The sequence below is a fragment of the Streptomyces sp. LUP47B genome, from assembly GCF_001746295.1.
GTDB lineage: Bacteria > Actinomycetota > Actinomycetes > Streptomycetales > Streptomycetaceae > Streptomyces.
The window spans coordinates 120629-143625 of record NZ_MJAH01000007.1 but is presented as its reverse complement, the minus strand read 5'-3'; the positions used below and the strand labels follow the sequence as shown (position 1 = coordinate 143625).

At 69.8% G+C, this 22997-nt stretch carries 21 protein-coding genes; 15 read left to right on the top strand and 6 right to left on the bottom strand.

What is annotated here, in order from left to right; genetic code table 11:
* The first annotated feature begins 3 nt into the window (after positions 1–3).
* The 4 genes from BFN33_RS23040 to BFN33_RS23025 all read left to right on the top strand — a co-directional run bounded on the left by BFN33_RS23040 (position 4) and on the right by BFN33_RS23025 (position 3348).
* Positions 4–267, top strand: coding sequence for a UBP-type zinc finger domain-containing protein (locus BFN33_RS23040; protein WP_069762257.1), 264 nt, complete (start codon positions 4–6; stop codon positions 265–267).
* Positions 267–2048 carry an FAD-dependent oxidoreductase gene (locus BFN33_RS23035; protein WP_069762011.1) on the top strand — a complete coding sequence of 594 codons (1782 nt, stop codon included), beginning with the start codon at positions 267–269 and terminating at the stop codon, positions 2046–2048. The genes BFN33_RS23040 and BFN33_RS23035 overlap by 1 nt, the downstream gene beginning before the upstream one ends.
* 83 nt (positions 2049–2131) lie before the next feature.
* Positions 2132–2593, top strand: a complete 462-nt coding sequence (locus BFN33_RS23030; RefSeq protein WP_256122839.1) for an Hsp20/alpha crystallin family protein — start codon at positions 2132–2134, stop codon at positions 2591–2593.
* A gap of 362 nt (positions 2594–2955) precedes the next feature.
* Positions 2956–3348: a DUF2267 domain-containing protein gene (locus BFN33_RS23025; RefSeq protein WP_069762010.1), complete on the top strand. Its 393-nt coding sequence runs from the start codon at positions 2956–2958 to the stop codon at positions 3346–3348.
* On the opposite strand, the gene BFN33_RS23020 is transcribed toward BFN33_RS23025, so the two are convergent.
* Together BFN33_RS23020 and BFN33_RS23015 are read right to left on the bottom strand one after the other, a co-directional pair.
* Positions 3290–4558: a PP2C family protein-serine/threonine phosphatase gene (locus BFN33_RS23020; RefSeq protein ID WP_088245386.1), complete on the bottom strand. Its 1269-nt coding sequence runs from the start codon at positions 4556–4558 to the stop codon at positions 3290–3292. The two genes, BFN33_RS23025 and BFN33_RS23020, sit on opposite strands and share 59 nt — an antisense overlap.
* Before the next feature lie 102 nt (positions 4559–4660).
* Positions 4661–5110 (bottom strand): DUF1931 family protein, encoded by a 450-nt coding sequence (locus BFN33_RS23015; RefSeq protein WP_069762009.1) that lies wholly within the window; start codon positions 5108–5110, stop codon positions 4661–4663.
* Between the two features lie 454 nt (positions 5111–5564).
* Between BFN33_RS23015 and BFN33_RS23010 the strand changes: the two genes are divergently transcribed.
* From BFN33_RS23010 to BFN33_RS23000, 3 genes are all read left to right on the top strand, one after another.
* The gene (locus BFN33_RS23010; RefSeq protein WP_176742449.1) at positions 5565–6695 is read left to right on the top strand and encodes a hypothetical protein; all 1131 of its coding nucleotides are present in this window, start codon (positions 5565–5567) and stop codon (positions 6693–6695) included.
* A gap of 285 nt (positions 6696–6980) precedes the next feature.
* Positions 6981–9152, top strand: coding sequence for an FUSC family protein (locus BFN33_RS23005; protein WP_069762008.1), 2172 nt, complete (start codon positions 6981–6983; stop codon positions 9150–9152).
* Positions 9153–9344: 192 nt separating this feature from the next.
* Entirely contained in the window at positions 9345–10487 is a 1143-nt protein-coding gene (locus BFN33_RS23000; RefSeq protein ID WP_069762007.1) for an acetate/propionate family kinase, read from the top strand.
* Positions 10488–11067: 580 nt separating this feature from the next.
* Here the strand turns inward: BFN33_RS23000 and BFN33_RS22995 are convergent.
* Positions 11068–12363: an MFS transporter gene (locus tag BFN33_RS22995; RefSeq protein ID WP_079140964.1), complete on the bottom strand. Its 1296-nt coding sequence runs from the start codon at positions 12361–12363 to the stop codon at positions 11068–11070.
* Positions 12360–12899 carry a transcriptional regulator gene (locus BFN33_RS22990; RefSeq protein WP_069762006.1) on the bottom strand — a complete coding sequence of 180 codons (540 nt, stop codon included), beginning with the start codon at positions 12897–12899 and terminating at the stop codon, positions 12360–12362. The genes BFN33_RS22995 and BFN33_RS22990 overlap by 4 nt, the downstream gene beginning before the upstream one ends.
* 422 nt (positions 12900–13321) lie before the next feature.
* Between BFN33_RS22990 and BFN33_RS22985 the strand changes: the two genes are divergently transcribed.
* The gene (locus tag BFN33_RS22985; RefSeq protein ID WP_069762005.1) at positions 13322–14617 is read left to right on the top strand and encodes a HEAT repeat domain-containing protein; all 1296 of its coding nucleotides are present in this window, start codon (positions 13322–13324) and stop codon (positions 14615–14617) included.
* Between the two features lie 331 nt (positions 14618–14948).
* On the opposite strand, the gene BFN33_RS22980 is transcribed toward BFN33_RS22985, so the two are convergent.
* The gene (locus BFN33_RS22980) at positions 14949–15308 is read right to left on the bottom strand and encodes a DUF4190 domain-containing protein (protein WP_079140963.1); all 360 of its coding nucleotides are present in this window, start codon (positions 15306–15308) and stop codon (positions 14949–14951) included.
* Between the two features lie 218 nt (positions 15309–15526).
* Between BFN33_RS22980 and BFN33_RS22975 the strand changes: the two genes are divergently transcribed.
* From BFN33_RS22975 to BFN33_RS22945, 7 genes are all read left to right on the top strand, one after another.
* Positions 15527–16051: a PadR family transcriptional regulator gene (locus BFN33_RS22975; protein ID WP_069762004.1), complete on the top strand. Its 525-nt coding sequence runs from the start codon at positions 15527–15529 to the stop codon at positions 16049–16051.
* Positions 16048–16746 (top strand): ABC transporter ATP-binding protein, encoded by a 699-nt coding sequence (locus tag BFN33_RS22970; protein ID WP_069762003.1) that lies wholly within the window; start codon positions 16048–16050, stop codon positions 16744–16746. The genes BFN33_RS22975 and BFN33_RS22970 overlap by 4 nt, the downstream gene beginning before the upstream one ends.
* Positions 16743–19031, top strand: a complete 2289-nt coding sequence (locus BFN33_RS22965; RefSeq protein ID WP_069762002.1) for an FtsX-like permease family protein — start codon at positions 16743–16745, stop codon at positions 19029–19031. The genes BFN33_RS22970 and BFN33_RS22965 overlap by 4 nt, the downstream gene beginning before the upstream one ends.
* 591 nt (positions 19032–19622) lie before the next feature.
* A complete protein-coding gene (locus tag BFN33_RS22960; protein ID WP_069762001.1) occupies positions 19623–20240 on the top strand; it encodes an RNA polymerase sigma factor in 618 nt (205 codons plus the stop codon).
* Positions 20237–20908, top strand: a complete 672-nt coding sequence (locus BFN33_RS22955) for a hypothetical protein (RefSeq protein WP_069762000.1) — start codon at positions 20237–20239, stop codon at positions 20906–20908. The genes BFN33_RS22960 and BFN33_RS22955 overlap by 4 nt, the downstream gene beginning before the upstream one ends.
* A gap of 113 nt (positions 20909–21021) precedes the next feature.
* The gene (locus tag BFN33_RS22950; RefSeq protein WP_069761999.1) at positions 21022–21204 is read left to right on the top strand and encodes a hypothetical protein; all 183 of its coding nucleotides are present in this window, start codon (positions 21022–21024) and stop codon (positions 21202–21204) included.
* A 65-nt stretch (positions 21205–21269) separates the two neighbouring features.
* Positions 21270–21833, top strand: coding sequence for a DinB family protein (locus tag BFN33_RS22945; RefSeq protein WP_069761998.1), 564 nt, complete (start codon positions 21270–21272; stop codon positions 21831–21833).
* 69 nt (positions 21834–21902) lie between these two features.
* Here the strand turns inward: BFN33_RS22945 and BFN33_RS22940 are convergent, their stop codons facing one another.
* Positions 21903–22868 carry a DUF1152 domain-containing protein gene (locus BFN33_RS22940; RefSeq protein ID WP_069761997.1) on the bottom strand — a complete coding sequence of 322 codons (966 nt, stop codon included), beginning with the start codon at positions 22866–22868 and terminating at the stop codon, positions 21903–21905.
* Positions 22869–22997: the final 129 nt, after the last annotated feature.

Here is a 22997-nt window from a genome sequence, read left to right as displayed (position 1 = left end):
CACATGACCCTGCACGCAGACCCCCACCTCGCGCTTGTCCGGCCGGTCCAGCCGCTGACCCCAGAAGGGTGTCAGGAGTGTCTGCGGCTCGGCTCCCCATGGGTCCACCTCAGGCTCTGCCTGACCTGCGGCCACGTCGGCTGCTGCGACTCCTCACCGAACAAGCACGCGCGTAAGCACGCAGCTGCCGACGCCCATCCGATCGTGCAGTCGTTCCAGCCCGGCGAGGACTGGCGGTGGTGCTACGTCCACGAGGCGTTCGTGTGATGCCCGGCGACGAGACGCAGCCCGGCGCGGCGCCGGAGCAGGACGAGACGCAGGAGAGCGTCCCCTTCGAGACTCCTGACCTCCACGGCGCCTATCCCCGCCTGACGGACGATCAGGTCGACCGCCTGGAGCAGCACGGTCGGCGGCGCGCGGTCGACGCCGGTGACGTGCTGATCCGGGAGGGTGAGCGGTGCGAGGTGTTCTACGTCGTCCTCAGCGGTTCGATCGCCATCGTCGAGGACTACGGCACGCCCGACGAACGCCTGCTGCGTGTGCACGGCCCTGGCCGCTTCATCGGCGAACTCGGCCTCCTGAACGGACAGGTGGCCTTCTACACCGCCGTGGTCAGGGACCCCGGCGAGATCCTCGCCCTGTCCATGGACCAGTTGCGTGACCTGGTGACCCGGGACTCCACCCTCGGTGATGTGGTGCTGCGCGCCTGCCTGGGCCGCCGTGCCCTGCTCGTCGGGCAGGGCGCAGGGTTCCGCATCATCGGCTCGCGCTACTCGCCCGACACCCGGCGGCTGCGCGAGTTCGCAGCCCGCAACCGGCTGCCGCACCGCTGGATCGATCTGGAGACGGACCAGGAGGCGGAGGCACTGCTGCGTCGCTTCGGTGTCGGTCCGGAGCAGACGCCGCTGGTGATCTGGCGGGACACGACCCTGCTGCGCAATCCGAGCAACGCCGAACTGGCCCGGCTCATCGGCCTGCCGGCCCTGGAGTCGGGCAACGGCCGCGGCGATCTCCTGATCGTCGGCTCCGGTCCGGCCGGTCTCGCCGCTGCGGTGAACGCTGCCTCGGAGGGCCTCGGTACGACCGTGGTCGAGTCGCTGGCCACCGGCGGCCAGGCCGGGACGTCCTCCCGCATTGACAACTGCTTCGGCTTCCCTTCCGGTATCTCCGGCGCCGAACTCACCGAGCGCGCCGTGCTCCAGGCGGAAAAGTTCGGCGCCCGGATCAGCGTCCCTGTGGAGGCGGCCCGGCTCGAACGGCGGGACGACCACTACGCGGTCGGGTTCGCCGACGGCAGTGAGGTCACCGCCCGTGCTGTCGTCCTGGCCACCGGCGCCCGCTACCGCCGCCTCCGTGTGCCCGGCATCGAGCCGTTGGAGGGCTCGAGCGTCCACTACTCGGCGACCGTCTACGAGGCCCAGCAGTGCCGTACCGACCCGGTGGCGGTGGTCGGCGGCGGCAACTCCGCGGGCCAGGCGGTGCTCTTCCTGGCCGGGTACGCACCGCAGGTGAATCTGCTCGTCCGCGGGCCGAGCCTCGAGGCGCACATGTCCCGCTACCTGATCGACCAGATCGAGCGCCACCCCCGAGTGCGCGTGCAGCTGCGCACCGAGGTGACCGAGGCACTCGGCGACAAAACGCTCGAGGCGGTCACCGTGGTCGACCACCGTACGGGGGAGCACCGCCACCTCGAGGTGCGGGCCCTGTTCGTCTTCACCGGCGCCGACCCGCACACCGACTGGCTGTCCGGCGTGCTCGCCCTCGACGCGCGTGGCTTCGTGCTCACCGGCGCGGAGGCACAGGCCTGTTCCGTTCCCGAACTGTGGCAGAGCCAGGGCCGCGACTGCCTCACGTTGGAGACCAGCCTGCCCGGCGTCTTCGCCGCAGGCGACCTCCGCAGCGGCTCGGTGAAGCGCGTGGCCTCCGCGGTCGGCGAAGGCGCGATGAGCGTCCACTTCGTGCACCGCTACCTGGGCCACACGGCCGTGCCCGGCAACACCGACACCTCCCCGCACGCACGTCCGAAACAGTCCGCTTGGCTCGCATGACGCCCAGCGGGCGACGAGATCACGAGAAGGAGAAGGAGGCGATGGCCATGGCCACGCCCGTACGGCGCCACCGAGGTGGCCCAATGCAGGACAGGCCCGTTGGCTGGGCCCGCAATCCGCTGACGGAGTTCGACCAACTGCTCGCCGAGATGAGCGGGCTGATGGAATCCACGGTGGGAGGCGCGGCGCCCGCAGTCGCGTGGACACCCCTGGCGGATGTCACGGAGTCCGACGACGCCTTCCACGTCGAGATCGAACTCCCCGGCGTCAAGAAAAAGGACATCAACGTCGAAGCGAACGGCCAGGAGCTGGTGGTCACCGGAGATATCAAGGAGAAGGAACGCAAGGGCGTCCTGCGCCGGAGCACCCGCCGCACCGGATCCTTCGAGTACCGGCTGCGACTGCCCGGAGAGGTCGACACCGAAAGGGTCAATGCGCGGATCTCGGACGGGGTGCTGAACATCACCGTCCCCAAGGCCGAGGTCGCAAAGCCCCGGCACATCGAGATCAGCGAGAAGAGCGAAAGCACCGACAGCGAGGGCTGAGCCCGGAACGCCGTGGTCCCGGACACACGTCCGGAACCGCGGCCGGGCCGGCTCCGTACCGGCTTCGACCGAACAACAGTCCCTGGAGGCACACCGCCCGGCCGGCTCACTGCTGAGGAGGCGGGCACCGCGGGCACGGCAAGCCGTACGTCCGCCATGGCCCGACAACGCCTCGAACAGGCTGCGGGCGGGCGATTCCTGGGGCCCCGGGCCCTTCCGCGGCCCTGCGTGAGTCCGTGCGGGGGTCCGGTCCAAGGGTCTGGTGAGCGGCAGCTACGCGGCGGCGAACAGAGCCGGCCGACCCGATGGCGCACTGGGCGAGCCTCATGACCAGCAGTGACCGGAGCAGAAGGAAGGCAGCGATGAAATACGACGGATTCCTCGCCCGTGTACGCGAGCTGGGTGAATACAACGACCAGGACGAGGCCGCGCACGTCACCAACGCCGTGCTGGAAGTGCTGGCCCAACGGATCAGCCCGGGAGAGGTCAAAGACCTCGCTTCCCAGATGCCCGGCCCGCTGGGACAAGTTCTGGAGCAGGCCACGCCGCAGCGGGCGCAGAGCTTCGGGATCGAAGAGTTCTACCGCCGGGTCGCCGAGCGCACCGACGCCCGGCCGCGTACGGCGCAGTGGGACGCCAGCGCGGTCCTGACCACCGTCGCCGACGCTGTCACCGGCGGAGAACTGAACCAGATCATCAGCCAACTCCCCTCCAGTTACGCGGTCCTGTTCGGCAAGGCCGACCTCGCGGACTGAGCCACGGATGGTGCGGTAACGGATCCGGGGGCTGCCACTCGAACATCAAAATCGTGGCGTCGTTGCTGAGTGTGTCGTGCCGATGCTCGCGGATGGCATGGATGAGCAGGCGCAGCACTTCCGGGGCGCTCTGCCCCGCTGCGGTCGACCGGATGATGTAGTCGGTGAAGCGCTCCAGTCCGAACTCTTCACCTGCCTCGTCGCGTGACTCCACGACACCGTCCGAGTAGAGCAGTATGCGGTCACCGGGTTCGAGGCTGACGTCGTGCACCTGACGGGCGGTCCCGGCGAGACTGGCGGGCAGCCCCAAAGGAGGCTCAGGTGGCCGCTCCAAGGCCTTGTGGAGCAGGCGGTGGCGACGGATGAGCAACGGAGGCGGGTGGCCGCAGTTGCACCAGCGCGGCACACCGGTGGGCATGCGCAACTGAGTGAGGACACCTGTGCAGAACTGCTCCGGAAGCCACTTGGCCAGCGCCTCGTCCACGGTGCCCGCGAGTTCGTTCAGGTCAGCCCCGCTGCGCCGGGCGTTGCGGCAGCCTGCCATGGCGACGGAGGTGGCAAGTCCGGACGCCAGATCGTGCCCCATGCCGTCAAGGATGGTGGCGTGCAGCACGTCCTCGGTGAGCACATGGTCGAAAGCATCGCCGCCCAGTTCGTACGCGGGCTGCAGAACCGCCGTCGAAACGACCCGCCCGGTGCCGATCGAGCGGGGAGGGAGGAAGGCCCTCACCATCTCCGTGGGCAGGTGCATCGGCCTGGTACGCATGCGCTGCGCGATGGTGTCGCTGTAGCTGCGCTTGGACGTGATGATCAGCGCGAGGAGCAGTGCGGTTGTTCGACAGCGCCGCAGCTTGAGCCCGTCCAGAGTGCTCATGTTCAGCTCCACGACGCCCAGCCGCTCCGCTCCGTCGGCCAGGGGCAGCCATACGTTCACTCCGCCGGAGCGGCCTCCTTCCACCCGGAGAGAGCCGGTGCGGTAAGCCCATCCGGCCGGCGAAGCGTCGAGCTCCAGTTCCGGCTCACCGTCGACAAACTGCACCAGCACTCTTTGCTGTATGTCGACCAGATAGATGGCGGCCCTACCCAGACCCATGGCCTCGGTGTACCGGTTCAGGACCACGGGCAGTTCCGCAGGCGACGCCAACTGGGCTGCTCCGACCAGTTCCTCCAGCGCCCGCTCCCCGGACTCGACGGACATGTTCCTGTCCATGTCTTCGATGATCCCCGCCAGGTCGACAGTCCGAGCCACCTGACACCGAGATGTGGGCTGATCAGCGTGGGTGCTATGGCCGCGTCCTGGTCCGGTCGCCACTCACAGCAGGAGGTCGAAGACGGCTCGGGCCTCATCCCAGTGCTGGGTCTGGGGGTTCTTCAGGTCGGGGTGGAGGATCTTGAAACTCTGGGCAAGGGCCAGGCTGAGCCCGCCGATGATGTCCGGATAGGTCGCCTCGGTCTCCTCGTCGGGTGTGCGGTCCAGAGCGGGGTGGGTGGCGAGCTGTTCCAGGATCGGCTTGAGTTCTACTTCCTGGTCGATCTTCCGGAAGCGGTGGATGCTCTCCTGCAGGCCCTTGGTGATCGGTAGATCAGAGGTTTGGATGACGTCGCGCCCATTGGCTTTGGCGGTGGCCTGGGCGACGGTCAGCAGATCGTAGAGCTTGGCGTCGACGAAGTCGTTGTAGCGCTTGAGATCGTTCTTGTGGACGTCCAGGCCCGCGGCCGCGCGGAAGAACCTTTCGAACCTGGCGATGGACATCACGGGCATGGCGGTAACCTCCGGCTGCGGGCGCCGGGTGGTCCCGGCCCCCTGGGCTTCCTCACCAGCCTGGGCGACGGGGGCGCGCGAACGCATGCGCATGCCGGGCCCAATTGGCTTCCCCGTATTGCTCTGCCAGGCCCAGTCGTCCGACTGCCCGGGGAGTCTGACGGGCGTGCGGAGGGACAGCGGGGTGAACACCGACTCCCGCTCCCGGGCCTCACACCGGAGCGGCGTGGCCGGTGGCGGCGTGCGGTGCGTGCCGAGGCGGAGCGGGTGTTCGCGGTGACTCACGCGATCGTGGCCCGGTGGTGGGAGCGGGCCTGTGCTGGGAAGCCGAGGAGACCTGCCGTACCGCCTGCACCTGCCGGCGGAGGCCAGCGTGTCACGCGGCGCCGACGTTACCTCGGGGGCATCCTGGGCACTTGCGATCGCGTGGGCAGGCGGCGAGGAGGGTCCAGTCATGCGGGAGTCGTCTCAGGGGGTTACGGTCGTGGCTCTCCTGGCGGATCCGGACACGCCGACGGAAATCGCGCAGCACATGGCCCGGACACTTCCTGATCGGCTCGCCGAAAAGGCCGGAGAGGGGCGACGGTTCGACGTCGAGGTGATCAGTGAGCCCTTCACCTCAGGGACGGAGGACCTGCCCACCTTGATGCGCCGGATGAGGGACCGCGCAAGTGCGGAGAACTGGGACATCATCGTGGCCCTCACCGACCTTCCGCTGCACTCACACGGGCGCAAGCTCGTGGTGGATCTCAGTCACGAACACGGCTTGGCGCTGCTGTCCCTTCCGTCGCTGGGAGGCTTGCGCCTGCGGACGAGGGCCCGGCGGGCCGTGGAAGAAACCGTGCTCAGCTTGGCAGGCCCGCGGGCCAGTGGGGCTGAGGGAGTTCCGGGAAGCCAGCCGCTGAGGCCCTTCGTCGGTCGTCTCGCGCCTATCCATCGGGGCCGGGTCGATGAGGAGGAGACCACCGATCTTCGGTACGTCGCCACCGGGCCGCGCGGTTACCTGAGGGTGCTCGTCGGGATGGTTCGCGCCAACCGGCCGTGGCGGTTGGTACCGGGCCTGTCGAAAGCCCTGGCGGCCGCGCTCGCCACGGGAGCAGTCGCCACTGTGAACTCCACGGTCTGGAGCCTGGCCGCGTCCCTGAGTACGCCACGTCTTGTGATCGCCATGGTCGGGTCTGTCGCGATCATGATCGGCTGGCTGATCGTGGACGCGGAGCTGTGGCATCGGTCAGCGGAGCGCTCGCCGGAGGCGAGGAAGAGGACGGCTCTCTACAACGCCTCGACGGTCATGACCGTGGGTATCGGGGTGCTCGTCTGCTACGTGGGCTTGTTGGTCATCAACTTGGTGTGGGCGCTGTTCATCCTCAACGACCGAGTGTTCGCTTCCATGACACGAACCCCGCTGCACGCCGACGAGTACTGGACGTTGGCCTGGTTCGTCGCTTCGGTCGCCACCGTCGGCGGCGCGCTGGGATCAGGTTTGGAAAGCGATGAGGCGATCCGGGCAGCCGCCTACTCCAAGCGCGAACAGGAACGTCGTCGCACGCTCCAGGACGACCACGGTGACCAGCTCTCGAAGTGAGCCCTATCAGCGCACATGGCCCCGGACGCGCGTGCGGCATCGCCGCTCACCACGGGCGGGCGATGTGCTCCGGCGGCCATCCCGGATCGGCCCCGAGGCCGACGTAGAGCCCCAGCAGCTGAGCTGACCGGGCGGCGCTGAGGTGCGGTCATCGATCGCCCTGCGCGACGGTGCCGGCTCGCGGGTGAAGGTCCGCCCGGGGCGCGTCCGCCGAGCGCGGCGCCGTCAGGAGGCGGCGTCGCGCTCGACGCGACCTGGCAGGGCGTTCCGGCTAGGCTCACATCCGTGAGGTGGCTGCGGGCCTTCGGGGAGGTCGTGCGATCAGGGCTCACGATCGAGGAGACGCGGCTGGAGCCCCTGCTCGCGCTGCGCACGGCTGCTGGGGTGGCGATCGTCGTCGGCTCGGCGCTGTGGCTGGCCTCCCCCGCGTACGCCGCTTCCGCCGCCCTCGGTGCCTACTCCGCGGGTGGGGCCACCTTCCAGCGCACCTGGCGTCCGCGCAAGGTGATCGCGCTCGCCGCGGGCGCGGGCCTCGCACTCAGCACCTTCGTGGGCTACCTGGCGGCGGGGCGACTCGTGACGTTCCTCCCACTGCTGGCCGTATGGGCCTTTGCCGCAGGGATGGCGTGGGCCCTCGGATCGACCGCAGGGATCGTCGCGACGACGACGGTCGGCAGCATGCTGGTGACCATCACCCTGCCCACCAGCGTCGGGCGAGCCCTGGAACACGCCGGGGTCATCGCGCTCGGAGGCGTGGCGCAGGCCGTGCTGATCCTGCTGTTCCCGGTCCGCCGGTGGGGGGCGCATCGTGACGCGCTCGCCGACGCCCTGGCCGCCGTCGCGGACTACGCCCGCCGGCTACGGCACGACCCCACCGCCCCGTTCGAACCGGAGCCGTTGATGACAGCCCGGGACGCGGCTGCCGTGACGCCCTCACAGGCCCGCACCCGTCCCCCCGTCCTTCACGGTCCCCGGGGCCTCGCCGAGCGCATCGCGCCGGTCGTCGCCGCGCTCGCCGACCCCGACGTCGGCGCCCCGGCGGAGGGACCCGGGAGGGACCGCGCACGGGAGTTGCTCGCCGCGCCCGCCGACGTCCTGGACGCGGCCGCCCGTACGGTCCGACGCGGTACCCCCACCGAGGTGTCGGCCAGGACCGCGGAAGTCCTGCACGTCGACGAGGAGCACGAGGTGCTGGAGGGGCCCGCGCGGCAGGCCGCCGAGCGGCTCGTGGAACTGCTCTGCGAGGCGTTGGAGATCGCCGGGTGCGGCGGGGCGCGCGACAAGGCGCCTACGCCGCCCGGACCCCCAAGCGCCCAGTTCCTGGTGCGCCCGACCATGTTCCGTCTGCTCCCGGTCGTCGTCCGGGCGGTCCGCCCTGAACTCCGCCAGGACTCGCCCGTGTTCCGGCATGCCGTCCGCCTGGCGGCGGTGGCCACGCTCGGCTATCTGATCGCTTCCCGGCTACCGGTGGACCACGGCTACTGGGCGCCCATCGCCTCGGTGATGGTGATGAGGCCGGACTTCCACCGCACCTACGCGCGTGCGGTGGCCCGTCTCGCCGGGACCCTGGCGGGGGTCGCCGTCGCCACCGGCATGGTGCGAGCCCTGGGCCCGGACGCCCATGTGTTCGGCGCGCTGGCCGTGGTCTCGGCGGGCCTGTCGTACACACTGATCCGTACCGGCTACGCCTACTCCCAGTGCTTCACCGCCGCGTACGTCGTCTTCCTGCTCGGCATGGGCGGCCAGGCATGGGACCAGACGGTCCCGGAGCGGGTGGTGCTCACCCTGCTCGGCGGGGCTCTGGCGATGCTGGCGTACGTGGTGTTCCCGGCATGGGAGACCCCCCGGCTGCCGAGCCGGCTGGCGGACTGGCTCGCCGCCAACGGCCGCTACGGGGCCGCAGTGCTCCGCAGCTACGCCGAACCGACCCGGGAACGTCGCGCCGACATGCGCAGGGCCCTGCTGGCGAGCAGGGAGGCACGTGCCGCCTGGCAGGAGGCCTATGACCAGGCAAGGCAGGAACCGGTCCGCCCCAGGGGCCTGACGTCGCGTGAGGCGGAGGAGGCGGAGGAGGCGCTCAAGGGGTTCGACCGGGCGGCGATGGTCATGGAGAGCCACGTCCCGCACGGCGACAGCCGTTTCGCCCCCGATGCGGAGCGGCTCGCGGAGGCCCTCGAGGCAGACACCGCGCAGGCGGCAGTCGACGTACGCGAGCACAGGAATCCGGATTGGGGGCGCGTGGAGGAGGCGCTCCACGCGTGGGAGGGCGCCGCCGAGGACCGGAGCCCGGTGCTACGGCGCGGGGCGGAACTGCAGAAGCGGGCCCTGGAGGACCTCGCGACGGCCGTGAGCCGCACACCCCTGGAACGGGATGTCGGATCCACTCGCGAGGAGCAACGGATGCGGGCGGCGGTTGCGGAAGGTGATGGATCAGGACCCGCGCACCGGGGCGCCTGACGGCTCCGGCGACGGGAAGCACCGTGCCTCCCGGGGGCGGGAAGCAGTCTGTGTGGCCGCGTCATGCGCCGCCAGACAAAGACAGCTGTCGCCATCACGGGGATCAGCCGCGATGGCGGGGAACCCGTACGGGGCCCGTTGCTGCGTGGCGGGCGCACCGTGCCGGAGGACCGAGTGCAATGGAGGTGTGTGATGAGCGCTGGCCGCTCCCACCAGAGCCGTGATGGTCACGTACTGGTCCTCGATGCCGGCTCTTCGAGCCTTCACATCGCTCTGTTCGCGGCGGACGGTGAACGGGTGGCGGAACGAGACGCCTCGGAGCCCCCGGGGCCCGCGGCGGCGGCGGAACTGCGGAACTTCCTCAGCGAGGTGCCCGCTCCTGCGGCGGTTGGCCACCGCATCGTCCACAGCGGTCCGCACCTGACCGGACATACCCTGATCGACGCACGCGTACGCGCTCTGCTGACGGACGTCGCCGACCTCGCGCCGCTGCACGTGGCCCCCGCCCTGCCTGTTGTCGACGCGGCACGAGAACTCCTGCCCGACGTTCCCCATGTCGCCTGCTTCGACACCGTCTTTCACAAGGATCTGCCGGCACCGGCGCGCACGTACGCCGTGCCCGAGCGATGGCGAACCGAGTACGGGCTGCGCCGGTACGGATTCCACGGGCTTTCCTACTCGTGGGCACTGCAGAGGACGGCGCTGGCCCTGGGCCGACCCGTCGACGACCTCCAGGTCGTGCTCGTGCACCTGGGCGGCGGCTGCTCGGCCTGCGCCGTGCGGAACGGACGCAGCGTGGACACCACCATGGGCCTCACTCCGCTGGAAGGCCTGGTGATGAGCCGGCGCAGCGGCAGCCTCGACCCCGGCGCACTGCTGTGGTTGCAGCGGCGGCACGCTCTGAGTACGGACGAGTTGGACGACGCACTCCACCGGCAGTCCGGTCTGCTCGGCCTCTCCGGTACCTCGGGAGACACCCGGGACCTGGTGCGCGCCCGCGCGGAGGGTGACGCCGCGGCCGAGCTGGCGCTGGCGACGTTCACCCTCAGCTGCCGCAGGGGCATCGCCTCGATGGCCGCCTCGCTGGACCGGCTGGACGCGCTGGTCTTCACCGGGGAGATCGGCGAGGACCAACCCGAGGTACGCGAGGAGATCTGCTCGGCCCTGACTGTTCTGGGTGTACGAGGCGGACTGCTCGTCCCCGAACTGGAGGATCTGATGCGGGAAGGCCTCCGACGCATCGATCAGGCGGAGAGTGGTGTCCCGGTCCTCGTGGTCGCAACCGGCGAGACACAGCAGATCGCCGTCGAGACCCGACGGGTGCTCGGCATGTGACTGGCCAGGGCAACGCCGGTGCGTCCACACCCGGCCGGCCCGCGCGAAGAACCGGCCTCCTGTACCAGGACAGCACGGGGGAGTGGCGACGACTGGTCCTGAACGCCTGTTGTCCCCGGTCCTGGCGGTACCGGATGGCCGCGTAGGGAAGCCTGTCGGCCGACAGGCAGGGCCGCGCAATGCGGCTGCCGAACTCCGGTGCCCGGTGGGCCAGGTGGTAACTCGAGGCGGGAAGGCCCGGTGAGTTGTACGGGGTGGTGATCCGCTGGGTGACCGCCTGCTGGTCTTCGCGCAGAGCTGCGGCGATGCCGATGATTGGCGCCGTCCTGGATGCGAGCTGGTCGAGCCAGTGGGGGTCGTCTGCCTGGATCTGCTTGATCCGGAAGCAAGAACACCGTCCATGCGATGAGGGACACGTCGAGCCGGGTGAGGGCCCGTGGGCGGCCGTCCGCGAATGCCGTAAGGAACTGGATGAGGCCGTGGCGTCGCCGATAACCGCCCCGGAAGCCGACGTGCAGCAGGCCCACCTCCACTGCAGCGGCCTGGCACACAACTTGGCGTCCTGCCTTGGCGGCAGGTGTCACGAAACCTCGGGTGCACTCTCCTGGGCCAGATCCTTGTATGCCGGATGATCGGGACCGCCTGCCGGGGCAGCGGCCCACAGCGCCGCTTCGACCCGACGATTGCTGGTCATGGATGCCGTGATGGCCGTCATCGTCAGGAGGAGGACGGCGGCGGCGTAGAGCGGGGTGCGGATGTCGTACGTGGTTGCCAGCCAGCCACCGAGGAAGGCCCCGATGGGGGCGGCGCACATGGCCAGCATGCGGGATGTGGACGCGACCCGACCCATGAGGTGGGCCGGGACGATCGCCTGCCGGAGGGAGGGCCCGAGCACCATCGTGGCGCCCATGCCGGCCCCGCAGACGGCGAGCGCCAGCCCGGCCACGTACGGGTTCGGGGCAGCGGCCAGGCCCAGGATGGCAAGTCCCTCTACGGCGGCCGTGCAGGTCAGTGCGGTGCCGGTGCCGAGCCGTCGGCCAAGGTAGGAGGCGATGCCCGCACCGAGCAGTCCGCCGGTGGCCTCCGCCGTCAGGAGCAGGCCGAAGCCGTAGGTGTCGATGCCGAGGCGGTCGTGCGCGAAGAGGGCGAGGACGGTCTCCACAGCGAGGAAGGCGACGTTCCCGACCGCCGGGCGGAGCGCGAGCCCGAGCAGCAGCCGGTTCCGGAAGACGTACGAGGCCCCGGCCCGCGCCTGCAGAAGCAGCGACTCGCGCACCTCGGGCACGGGCCGGGGCGTGGCGGGCAGCGTACGTACGAGAAGTGCGGAGAGCATGAACGACACCGCGTCGGCGAGCAACGGAACCGCCCGCCCGAGCGCGAGCAGCGCACTGCCCGCAGGTGGCCCCGCGAAGCCGGACATGGCGGTCTGGGCGCCGCGCAAGCGGGAGTTGGCTCGCTCCAGGAGTGCGGGGTCGCGGCCGAGCAGATCCGGCAGATAGGCCGTGGCGGCCGTATCGAAGAAGAGTCCGCCGAGGCCGAGCAGGAAGGCGACGGCGGCGAGCAGCGGAATGCTCAGCAGGTCGAGCGCAGCCGCTGCCGCCGGTATCGCGAGGAGCACCGCACGCGCCGCGTCCGTGACCCACATCGTGCGCCGGCGGTCCCAGCGGTCCACCAGCGCACCGCCGAGCACCCCGAAGAGCAGCCATGGCAGCGTACCGGCAGCCGTGACGACGGCGAGCGCCATCGGATCCCGCGTCAACGTCAACGCGATCAGCGGCAGCGCGGCATGCGACACCCCGTCACCGAACGAGGACACCGTCTGCGCGGTCCACAGGCGCCCGAACCCGGTCGGCAACTTCCGTACCTCTGAGGTCACTTGGCGTTCCCCCCGGCCTGCGCGCGCGGTGCCGGGTGGAACAGAGCGAAGACGAGTGACGCGTCCGGCAGGGACGGATCGGACAGCTCCCGGTACTCGTCCGCCAGAGCCTGCAACCGTGCCCCCAAATCCGCGAACTGCTCCTCCGTGAGCCGCAGATGCGCCATCCGGACGTGCCGCTCGCCGTCCACCGGCGACGCCTCCAGGTCCGCCACCGCATGCCGCATCAGCACATCCGGGCCTCCCTCGCCCGGGTCCGGCAGCTCGATCGACCGTGCGGCCATCGCGTAGTACCGCTCGGTGACACCCCGCACCTTCCGCGTCCGCACCACCTTCACCAGGCCGGCCCGCTCCAACAGCCGCACGTGATAGCTGGAACTCCCCTTCGCAAGGCCGACCCGCTCGGCGATCTGCGTAATCGTCGCCGGCTCGAAGCGGAGCACGGCCATGATCCGGTGGCGCGTGAGATTGGAGACGGCGCGCAGTTGCTCGTCCGTGGTGACGTGAAACGTCTCGGGGAGATCGTCGGTAGGCATGCGAGCAATGGTCAATGACTCTTGACCATTGGGCAAGGGGATATCGCGCGGAACTTCAGAAACTGCCGCCCGGCGCGCGAGACCTTCCGTCAAAGACCGTCGTGGGGAGGGCTGTTGGGCGGGGCGCAGGCGCTTCGCATCCGCAGAAGCCGGTCCGGCCGCTGTCCGCCCAACGGCGAACGGAACATCAGCAGCAGTCGGCCCAGGTCGTGCAGAGTGGCGCGAGCCAGTCTCGGCATCGACGAGACCGCTCATGCGTACCACGGGTTCTGGGAGACGTTCTACGACGACGTGGCGTCAGGGACCATGCGGACGGGGATGCGTGATTCCTGGGACCGGTCCCCGACTTCGGCGAGGCTTCCGGGCAGCGATGCAGCCAGTTCAAGGCCCCCTTTGTCAGTGGGGCGTGCGAGGCTCTGGTCGTGATCAAGGAACAGAACGAAGACCTGCTGGCCGGGCTGGATGACCTCGACTGGGCCGGCCTTCACCACGCCTACGGGAGTGCCGAAGACGTACCCGGCCAGCTGCGCCAGGTGTGCGGGGCCGACGAGGAAGCCCGAAAGGATGCCTGGCGCCGACTCTTTTCGAACATCTTCCACCAGGGCACCCGCGACACCGCTTCTCCCCATGCCGTGCCCTTCCTCGCCCGCATCGCGATAGCCGGGCCCCTGCCTGCACGCTCCACCGCACTGCTCATGCTGACCCGGCTGGCGATCGACTGGCACGACGAGTACGACCTGCCCGACGGTATCGACACCGTCGCCTGGCGCGCGGTGGCTGCGGACTTCACACCGGAGAAGATGGTGGCCTGGTACGACGGCGAGCTCGCCGCCGCCGAAGACCCCGAAAGACGCCGATCCCTCCAGGAGGCACGAGCCTACTGCGCGGCGGGAGGGGCCCCCGACAGCCGGGCAAGCGCTCTGGTCTCATACGACGCCGTCCGGGCCGAACTGCCCGCGCTGCGCTGCCTCCTGGAGGATCCGGACCCCGAGGTCCGTACCCGGACCGCCTACCTACTGGCCTGGTTCCCCGAGGAAGGAGCTCGCACCGTCCTCGCGCTCCTGGCGTGTCTGGAGCGCGAGGCCGACTCCCGTGCCGCGGCCACTGTCCTGGTCGCGGCCGGGCTCGTGGGCGACCAGGCCTTGGTGGGCCGCCTCCGGCCGTGGCTCACCGCCCCGGATCCGCTCGTGTGCTGGGGTGCCGCCACCGCGCTGGCCCGCCTGGTCACCACCGGCCCGGACACCGGCCCCGTCGACGAAGACCTCGTTTCCCAGATCCTCCGGCAACTGACGCGGACCGCCGCGGCTCCGATGTCCGTCCCGGGGGTCGACTTCAACGGCGGCAACCTCCAGGGGTACGCCGCTCGCTCACTCGCCCCGCTCGCCGTTCACGCGCCGGGTGACGTCCTGCCTGCGATCGTCAACGCCCTCGGCCCCACCGGCGCCCTCGTCGCAGAGGCCCTCACAGCCGCGCTCACGGGCGCGTTCCCCAGTCCAGAAGGGCATACGGGCGTCCCCTTCATCAGCCTCAGTAAATGCCGCCAGGACATCCTGCGGTTCGTCGTGGAGCACGGGCCGTGGGGCCAGTACGGCGCACCGATCGAACAGTGCCTCCGCGAGCTGAACCTGCCGGACAGCCGGCCGGCGCTGTCCGCGTACACCCAGTCCACGACCGACGATCCTTCGTCGTGCAGCCCGCGAACCGACCGCCGGTCGTGATGTTCACTGGCACAGAGCCGGGGGCACCTGGAGCCGATACTCCGCCGGACCCGCGGAGAACTGACGACACGAGATCGGCGGCACGGGTGTCCGTGCCGCCGCCCTCCCGCGGTATGTCCGGCGTCAGTTGGTGAAGTAGAAGTACTGTCAGGCGCCGTAGATCGTGGTGTTCACGCGCGCCCGAGGCGGGATTCACGTATGCGCGTCACCTTCGGACCGAGATTGCGATATGTCGGTCGGATTCGACGTCACCCGCAGGCGGTCCAACACCTCGGCCAAGGTGAGCAGGAGGGGCGGTTCCGCGGGCAAGCGCGGCAGCCCCGGCCCCTGCTCATGAAGTGAAGTCGGCGAGGTACGCCAGCCCTGCCAGTAGTCCCGCGTAGGCCAGGACCAGCAGCAGACTGAAGACGATCAGGACCCAACCGGTCACGATGCCGAGCAGCGCGACGCCGCGGTCGCGTCCGCCCAGGCGCTTTGCCCGCCGGCGGCCGAGGTGTCCGGCGGGGATCGCGACAACGCCGAACACGAACACCAGGAACGTGTACCACCCGCCGTACAGCAGCCACAACATCGGCGTCACGAAGACGCCCACGATCAGACCGGCACCCAGAAAGGCGGCCCAGATGCTGACCCGAGCAGGTGTGTTGCGCGTCGCGCCCGCCGCATCCGTGTCCTTGACGGCTTCGGTCACGTCGATTCCCCCTGGCTGGTACTTGCGAGCCACCCTACGAGAGCGGCCTGCCTGAGCGGCATGGGGCATATGCATGCGCGCCGCTCCACTCGGTGGTCCTGTGTTGCCAAGGGCCCGCACCTGCCGGCCGACCGTCGCTGACGTCAGTGAACCAAGCCTGGCCTCAGGGTCGTTCCTTCCGTTGACGCCGACTAGATACTGAGTGTAGATACTGAGGTATGACTGTCCCTCTGGCACTCCTCGGACTCCTTGAACGGGAGTCGAGCCACGGCTACGACCTCAAGCGCGACTACGACACCTATTTCGGCCGGGGCAAACCGCTGCCCGCCGGGCAGGTCTACTCGACCCTGGGACGCCTCGCCCGCGACGGGAAGGTCGAGATCGGCGAGACCGGGCCGGGTTCGGGGCCTGACCGCAAGCGTTACGTGATCACCGAACTGGGGGTCACGCAGGTCGAGAGCTGGCTGACCGAGCCGGTCGCGGGTGAACCACACCTGCAGACGGTGCTGTTCACCAAGGTCGTACTGGCGGTGCTGCTTGAGCGCGACCCCCGCGTGTACCTCGACATCCAGCGCGCCGCCCACATGGAGCGAATGAGGGAGCTGACCGAACTGCGCCGGACCGGCAGCACGATCGACTCGCTGCTGGCCGATCACGGCGTATTCCACCTGGAGGCCGATCTGCGGTGGATGGACCAGACCGTGGCACGGCTCGCCGCTCTGACAGCGGAGGTGCGCTCATGAGTTCGGACGACGGTTTCCTCGTGGAAGCGCGGGATGCTGTCCTGTCGTTCGGGAAGACGCCCGCGCTGCAGGGTGCGAACCTTTGCGCCCGTGCCGGGGAGATCCTCGCCGTCACCGGCCCGAGCGGCTCCGGCAAGTCCACGCTGCTGCACTGCCTGGCCGGGATCCTCGTACCCGACTCCGGCGAGATCTGGTTCGACGGCCGCCGCATCGACACCCTGGACGAGCCCGAACGCAGCACACTGCGCCGGGACCGGTTCGGCTTCGTCTTCCAGTTCGGTCAGCTCGTCCCCGAGCTGACCGCCGAGGAGAACGTCGCCCTGCCGCTGCTGCTCGCCAAGTCCCGCAGGGCGAGCGCGCTGGCCGAGGCTCGATCGTGGTTCGGGCGGCTCGGCCTGGACGGCCTCGAGGGGCGCCGGTCCGGCGAACTCTCCGGCGGACAGGCGCAGCGTGTCGCGCTGGCCCGCGCCCTGGTCTCCCGGCCCGAGGTGCTGTTCGCCGACGAGCCGACCGGATCGCTCGACTCGCTCACCGGCGAGCACGTGATGGACCTGCTGGTCGCCTCTGTAAAGGAGGAGGGCACCACCGTCGTCCTTGTCACCCACGAGCCGCGGGTGGCCGCCTACGCGAAGCGCGAAGTCATCGTCCGCGACGGCAAGGTGACGCCGCTGTTCGTCGAACGGCTCACCTCGTGATCCGCCTCGGCCTGCGCCTCACCGTGAGCGGCGGCAGGGAGGCCGCCGCCCGACTGGCCGTCATCGTGGCCGCCGTCGCCCTCGGCGTCGGATTGCTGCTGAGCATCCTCGCGGCCATCAACGCCACGGCCACCCAAAACAGCCGCAACGCCTGGCTCAACACCGGCTCCGGCACGAGCACCTCGAGCCGGTCGGCGGCGAAGGCGAACGCCGACCCGCTGTGGTGGTTGCTCAGGGCGGACCACTTCGACGGTAAAACCATCGGCCGCGTCGATGTCGCCGCCACCGGCCCGAACTCCCCGGTCCCACCGGGCCTTTCACGCCTCCCCGGACCGGGCGAGTTCTACGCCTCACCGGCCCTCAGCAGGCTCCTGCACTCCACCCCGGCCGCCGAACTCGCCGACCGCTATCTCGGCCGCCAGATCGGCACGGTCGGCAACGCGGCGCTCCCCGGCCCCGACTCCCTGCTCGTCGTCGTCGGCCACCGCCCCGAACAGCTCGCGAAGCAGCACGACGCCACCCGGGTCACGTCGATCACCACCGTCGCCCCCAGCAGCTGCAACGGCACGAACTGCACGGTCAGAGCGGGCATCGACGACAGAGGCATCAAGCTCATCCTCTCCGTCGCGGGCACCGCCCTGATCTTCCCCGTCCTCATCCTCATCGGCACGGCCACCCGGCTGGCAGCCGCCCGCCGCGAGCAGCGCTTCGCCGCCATGCGCCTGGTGGGCGCCACTCCGCGGCAGATCTCCATGATTTCGGCCGTCGAATCCACGGTCGCCGCGGTCATCGGCACGGCCGTCGGCTACGGCCTCTTCTACTTATTGCGTACGCAGTTGGCGGCGGTCGACCTCACGAGTACGCCGTACTTCGCCGACGACCTCACGCTGCGGACCGGCGACATCCTGCTCGTCGCCGTCGCCGTCCCGGTGGGAGCCGCCATCGCCGCCCGGATCGCCCTGCGCCGCGTGCAGGTCTCCCCGCTCGGCGTAACCCGGCGCATCACGCCACGCCCGCCGCGGGCCTATCGGCTGATTCCCCTGGCCGCCGGCATCGCCGAACTCTCGTACACCATCGGCCGGGTGCCCAGGAACACCAACGGCCAGATCTTGGTTTTCGTCCCGGGAATCCTGCTGGTCCTGACCGGACTCGTCATCGCCGGCCCCTGGCTGACCATGGCCGGCGCCCGCTTCCTGGCCCGGCAGACCAGCCGCCCCGCGCTGCTCGTCGCGGGCCGACGGCTCGCGGACGACCCGAAGGCCGGCTTCCGCGCGGTCAGCGGACTGGTCCTCGCCCTGTGCGTCACCAGCGCCGCCGTCGGCATCATCGGCTCGTTGAACGCCGAGCGCAGCATCCCGCAGGCCGACCGGACGGTCGCCGGCGCCTTGGACGCCAACTACGCCCAAGGCTTCGACTCCGCCACCGGGCGTCGGATCGGCAGCGTGGCCCCGCTCTCGAAGGCCGCGCTCGGCGACCTGAACTCCGTACCGGGCGTCACAGGTGTACTGATGATCCACACGAACCCGCTCGGCACCACGGACCCGGCCTATCAAGGCCCCGTGACCCCGCCGGTGGCCGGCCTGGCCTCGTGCACCGAGCTCGCGAAGATGCCCGCCCACGCCGCATGCGCCGCCGGGGCCCGGGCGGCGTCGGTCACCCAGAACTACGGCAGCTTCGGCACGTACTCCTGGCAGCACTGGCCCGCGGCATGGCCCGCCGCAAACATCTCCGGGGAGCGCCTCGCGCGCCTCCCGGTCCAGGAGATCGTCGTGGCCACCAACGGCTCGACCTCGGCGATCGAACGCGCGCGCACCATCCTCACGAACACCTATCCCGACCGCGACATCCCTTTGACCGTCCGCGAGGACCATGCCCAAAGCGGCGCACAGCTCGCCGGATACCAGCAACTGGCCAACGTCGTCATCCTGGTCAGCTTCCCCATCGCCGGCTGCAGCCTGGCGGTGAGCGTGGCCGGTGGGCTGCGCGACCGCAAGCGCCCTTTCAGCCTGCTGCGGCTGACGGGCACACAGCTAGGCGTGCTGCGCCGGGTGGTGCTTCTGGAAAGCGCGGTCCCGCTCCTTGTGGTCGCCGTGGTGGCCATCGGAATGGGCTTCCTGGCTGCTCAACTGTTCGTACAGGCACAGTTCAGCTACTCGATCCGAGCACCGGGAATCCAGTACTACGCCACCGTGCTCACCGGGCTCGTCGCCTCACTCGGCGTCATCGCATCCACGATGCCGCTGCTCAGGCGGATCACGGGACCGGAAACGGCACGCAACGAATAGCAGGGACGACGACGGCTCGGACCGGCCGACCGCAGCCGGCTCGAGCCGTTCGTCGTTCAGGGCTGGCTGGATCGTGGTGCGGGCGGCCCGTCTCGGACGCCGTCCGCCTGTCGACGTGGCCGACCACGGCTTCTCGAGCCCGCCCGGGCTCCTGCGGTGCGGGCAGGAACACTACTGCGCTCCGTGGGAGTTGACCGCTCCACTCCGGTGCGGCGTCGGTCTCCATTGACCTTGAAGTGCTCTCCCAGCGTCCGATGGCTGCGTACGCGAGAACGGGGCTCTGGTGGCGCAGTGGGATGTGATGCAGAACACCGTATGTGTGCGCAAGCGTGTTCGGTGCGTACTTCGGGTGGGTTACGCCTGGTCAGATGGCTGCGGAGGGTGACTAGCGGCGCTTGTTGAGCGTTGCACAGTGCCTGTACGTGGGCACGCCGGGCGTCTTTTTCAAACGGGCGTGAGTGTTCCGCCGGGCAAATCACTTAGCTAGGTCACAGGCCAACGGCCTTTCGGCGCGTGTGAGTTGGCGCCGGGTCCCTGATTGCCTCCATGGAGAGGAACTTTGCTCATGTCCCCTGCCGACAGGAGCCGGTCGTGAGGTACGACGACGCCCAGGAGGGCGCCTCGCCGGCGGAGCACGGCGCCGCGCTCTCGCAGTCCATGTTCGTCCCTCTGGACCTGGAAGTGGACTTCGAGGCCTTCTACCTCGGCCACCACGAGGTCTTCCACGCGTACGCGGAAGTCCACTTCGGTAACCGGGAGACCGCGGAAGAGGTCATCCACGAGGTCTTCCTGGAGATCCACGCCGGCTGGTCGCAGCTGCTGAGCGCGGGCAACCTCGAACAGGGCGCGTGGGCGATCGTGCGGCGGATCGTCCACAACCGCCTCGACGCCGAGGGGCGGGGGCCGGCGTTCGTCATCAACGGCCCCATCGCCCAGGCCCTCGACACGGCGCTCGTCACGGCCCGCGAGAAGCTCCGGAAGATGGAGTCCTCCAGCGGCCTGTACGAGGCGATCGCCGAACTCCCGGACCGCCAGTTCGAGGTGATCGTGCTGCGCTACGTGCTCGGCTACCCGACGGCCAAGGTCGCCTGGTACATCGGCATCGACGACCGCACCGTGGGCCACCACCTGCGCCGCGCCAAGGAACGCCTGCGCCTCAAGCTCGGTCTGCCCGAGACCCCGAAGAAGCACAAGGGAGTGGGAGCGTGAGCACCACCATCAACGACCTCCTGGAAGGCGCCCGCCTTCCCGTCGCCCCGCGAAGCGGCGCCGACGTCGCCGCGGGGCTGCGCCGGCTGGCCGCCGAGGCCTCCCGCCGCACCCCCACCACCGAGGTCACCCGCGCCGCCCAGGCCGGACAGCGCCTGGCCGTGGTGTGCCGGTGGGTCCTCAATGAACCCGACGCGGCCGCCCACGTCGCGAAGATCGCCGAAGGCCCCGACCGCGGCCCGCTGACCGAAGACGAACTCGACGTCGACGGCGCCCTCGTCTACGCCTGCCTGCTGTCCCTGACCGGGCACCCCGAGTCCGCCCAGTTCTGGTGGCAACTCGCCGCCGGCGCCGGCAGCCGCGCCGCCGCGTACTGTCTGCACCTGCACCACCTGTGCCTGGGCGAATCGCGGCGGGCCCGGCACTGGTTCCACCAACTCACCCACTCCATGGCCGACACCGCCCCGCCGGACGCGGCCTTCCTCGACGGCCTGGAGATCTTCGCCCGGTACGTGCGCGCCAACGGATCCGGCGCCCACGCGCCCACCGGCCGCCTGGAGAGCGAGGTCGACCGGCTCGCCGCCCGCACCCCGCACTCCTCCGTGATCGTGGCCCGGCCCGACCGCCAGCTCGTGGCCCGGCTCCAGGAGTTCGCCGAAGGCCGCTGATCCGCAAGCGGGCTACGACACAGCGAAGGGGAGTCCTGGCCCCGGCCACCGGTTCCGAGGCCACCGGCCGGGCGGACTCCCCATCAGGACGCCATCCAGAAGGGACGCCTGCCATGACCCATTGTCCCCGCACGCCCTGCAAGCCCCGGACGGGCCGGGAGCGGCTGATCGCCGCCGGAAAGTGGATCGCGCGACGGCGGCGTACCGCCCTCTCGCACCTGCTGCGCGGCGCCTGCTACGGCGCCGGAACCGGAGCCGTCGGCCTGATCTTCGTGTGGGTGGAACACCAGATGTGAGCGGTGTGGATCAGACCGCGCATTTGGGGCCGCAGCCAGGTCTGCGTTGTATGTAGTGTGCGGAAATGACAAGAAGTGAGCGGCTCGCGGACCAGCTGGACTGGTACTGGCACAAGAACCTGCGGCCGCGGCTGGACGGTCTTGCCGATGAGGAGTACTTCTGGGAGCCGGTGCGAGGCTGCTGGAGCATCCGCCCACATGGCATGTCGGCCGCACCGATGTCGGTTGGTTCGGGGGAGTGGACGATGGATTCCGCGTCCCCTGACCCGGTGCCGGCGCCGGTGACCACGATTGCCTGGCGGCTGGCTCACGTCATCGTCTCCTGCCTGGGGTATCGGGTCGGATGGTATTTCGGCGGCCAGGACGTGGACTCCCAGACATTCGCCTACGCGGGGACCGCTGACGAGGCGCTGAAACAGCTCGATGAGATGTACGGGAAATGGAACGCGGGGGTCCGCGAGCTCTCGGACGCCGACCTGGAGAATCCGCCCACGGTGGGTCCCGAGCGCTTCCCCCTGGAGAACAGGGTCCTGCACGTCAACAGGGAGCTGATCCATCACGGCGCCGAGATCTCCCTGCTGCGCGACCTCTACCGCCGACAGGACGGAGCCGTACCGCGCCGAACATGACTTTCCGGCAACCGGCAACCGGCAATCGAGCTTCGAAAACCTGAGGCGGTGCTGCCGGACGTGGTGTGCTCAGTGCGGGAAAGCCCGCGGTGGGCGCTGGCGGGGGAGTGTGGTGCGGAACTCCTCGATCACTGAACTCACCTGCCGCATCAGCGAAGTCCGTTCCAGCAGACCGAGGTAGAGGTTGCGGCGAGCCAGTCCGGGCAGGTCCACACAGAAGTACAGGGCCATCAGCGGGTTGACGAACAACTCGCCGCCTTTGGTTCTTTCCGTGAACCGGACATCGCCGAAGTCACCGCGCACGGCGGCGGCGACGGATCCGTTCACGATGCTCGGGTGGCTCGCGGTGTGGCGCTGGGCGTGGGCCACCGCGTCGAGATAGAGCGCGCCCTCCCGCGCAGCCCCGAGCAGCGAGAACGCTCCGAGGTAGGCGCCGTCCCGGTCCAGGGCGGCCAGATTCTCCAGTACCAGGGAGTGGTTGACGCCGTGATACGCGTCCACTCCGAAGCCGAGGCACGCCACCAGCCGGTGCGGGATCTCGTCGAGCCTGCTCACGGCGGCCAGGCTTGCCATGTCCTCCTCGGGGGTGCCGAGGCCGTGTTCGTCGCCGCGCATCAGGATGTCGGTCCCGCCGTCCACCAGCACGACCGCGTCGACACCGCCTAGATGCGCGATCAGCGTCCGGTAGGCCGCTCGCAGCGGACCGACTCCGATGCTCGGGAACGCGTACACGGTCGACGGCAGATCCTGCGTCGCGAGCCACTGGGCGAGCGTCCGTTCGGGGAAGTAGTCGCCGCGTAGAGGGGTTTCGGGTCCGACGGCCGCGACGTCCTGATCCACCCACACATCGAGGTCCAGGCCGTAGAGATCGGCGAAGGACAGGTTGGCTAGGTGCACCTCCTTGCCCGCGGACCGCAGCGCGAGTGCGAGCGGCAGCCCGGCATACACGTCGAAGCCGCCGCCCGCGCCGGCGATGAGTACCCGTCGGGCGTCGCGCAGGCGGGTGAAGAACGCAGGTTCCCCCAGAGAGATCACCGCAGGAAGCTACTGCACTTGATCGTGTGATGCCGGGTGATCGCCTGAAAGGCGGGGGTTGGTTCCGGTAGATCTGCGCGCGTGCATGACTCCACGCCCGAGGATGACGCGCCCACCTCCTTCGTCGAG

Excerpts from the sequence above, each read along its gene's own strand:
- BFN33_RS23030 (WP_256122839.1), top strand. The coding sequence starts at position 2,132 with ATGCAGGACAGGCCCGTTGGCTGGGCCCGCAATCCGCTGACGGAGTTC.
- BFN33_RS23035 (WP_069762011.1), top strand. The coding sequence starts at position 267 with ATGCCCGGCGACGAGACGCAGCCCGGCGCGGCGCCGGAGCAGGACGAG.
- BFN33_RS23010 (WP_176742449.1), top strand. The coding sequence starts at position 5,565 with ATGCGGGAGTCGTCTCAGGGGGTTACGGTCGTGGCTCTCCTGGCGGAT.
- BFN33_RS23015 (WP_069762009.1), bottom strand. The coding sequence starts at position 5,110 with ATGCCCGTGATGTCCATCGCCAGGTTCGAAAGGTTCTTCCGCGCGGCC.
- BFN33_RS23020 (WP_088245386.1), bottom strand. The coding sequence starts at position 4,558 with ATGGACAGGAACATGTCCGTCGAGTCCGGGGAGCGGGCGCTGGAGGAA.
- BFN33_RS22945 (WP_069761998.1), top strand. The coding sequence starts at position 21,270 with ATGACAAGAAGTGAGCGGCTCGCGGACCAGCTGGACTGGTACTGGCAC.
- BFN33_RS23025 (WP_069762010.1), top strand. The coding sequence starts at position 2,956 with ATGAAATACGACGGATTCCTCGCCCGTGTACGCGAGCTGGGTGAATAC.
- BFN33_RS22950 (WP_069761999.1), top strand. The coding sequence starts at position 21,022 with ATGACCCATTGTCCCCGCACGCCCTGCAAGCCCCGGACGGGCCGGGAG.
- BFN33_RS23040 (WP_069762257.1), top strand. The coding sequence starts at position 4 with ATGACCCTGCACGCAGACCCCCACCTCGCGCTTGTCCGGCCGGTCCAG.
- BFN33_RS22990 (WP_069762006.1), bottom strand. The coding sequence starts at position 12,899 with ATGCCTACCGACGATCTCCCCGAGACGTTTCACGTCACCACGGACGAG.
- BFN33_RS22970 (WP_069762003.1), top strand. The coding sequence starts at position 16,048 with ATGAGTTCGGACGACGGTTTCCTCGTGGAAGCGCGGGATGCTGTCCTG.
- BFN33_RS23000 (WP_069762007.1), top strand. The coding sequence starts at position 9,345 with ATGAGCGCTGGCCGCTCCCACCAGAGCCGTGATGGTCACGTACTGGTC.
- BFN33_RS22975 (WP_069762004.1), top strand. The coding sequence starts at position 15,527 with ATGACTGTCCCTCTGGCACTCCTCGGACTCCTTGAACGGGAGTCGAGC.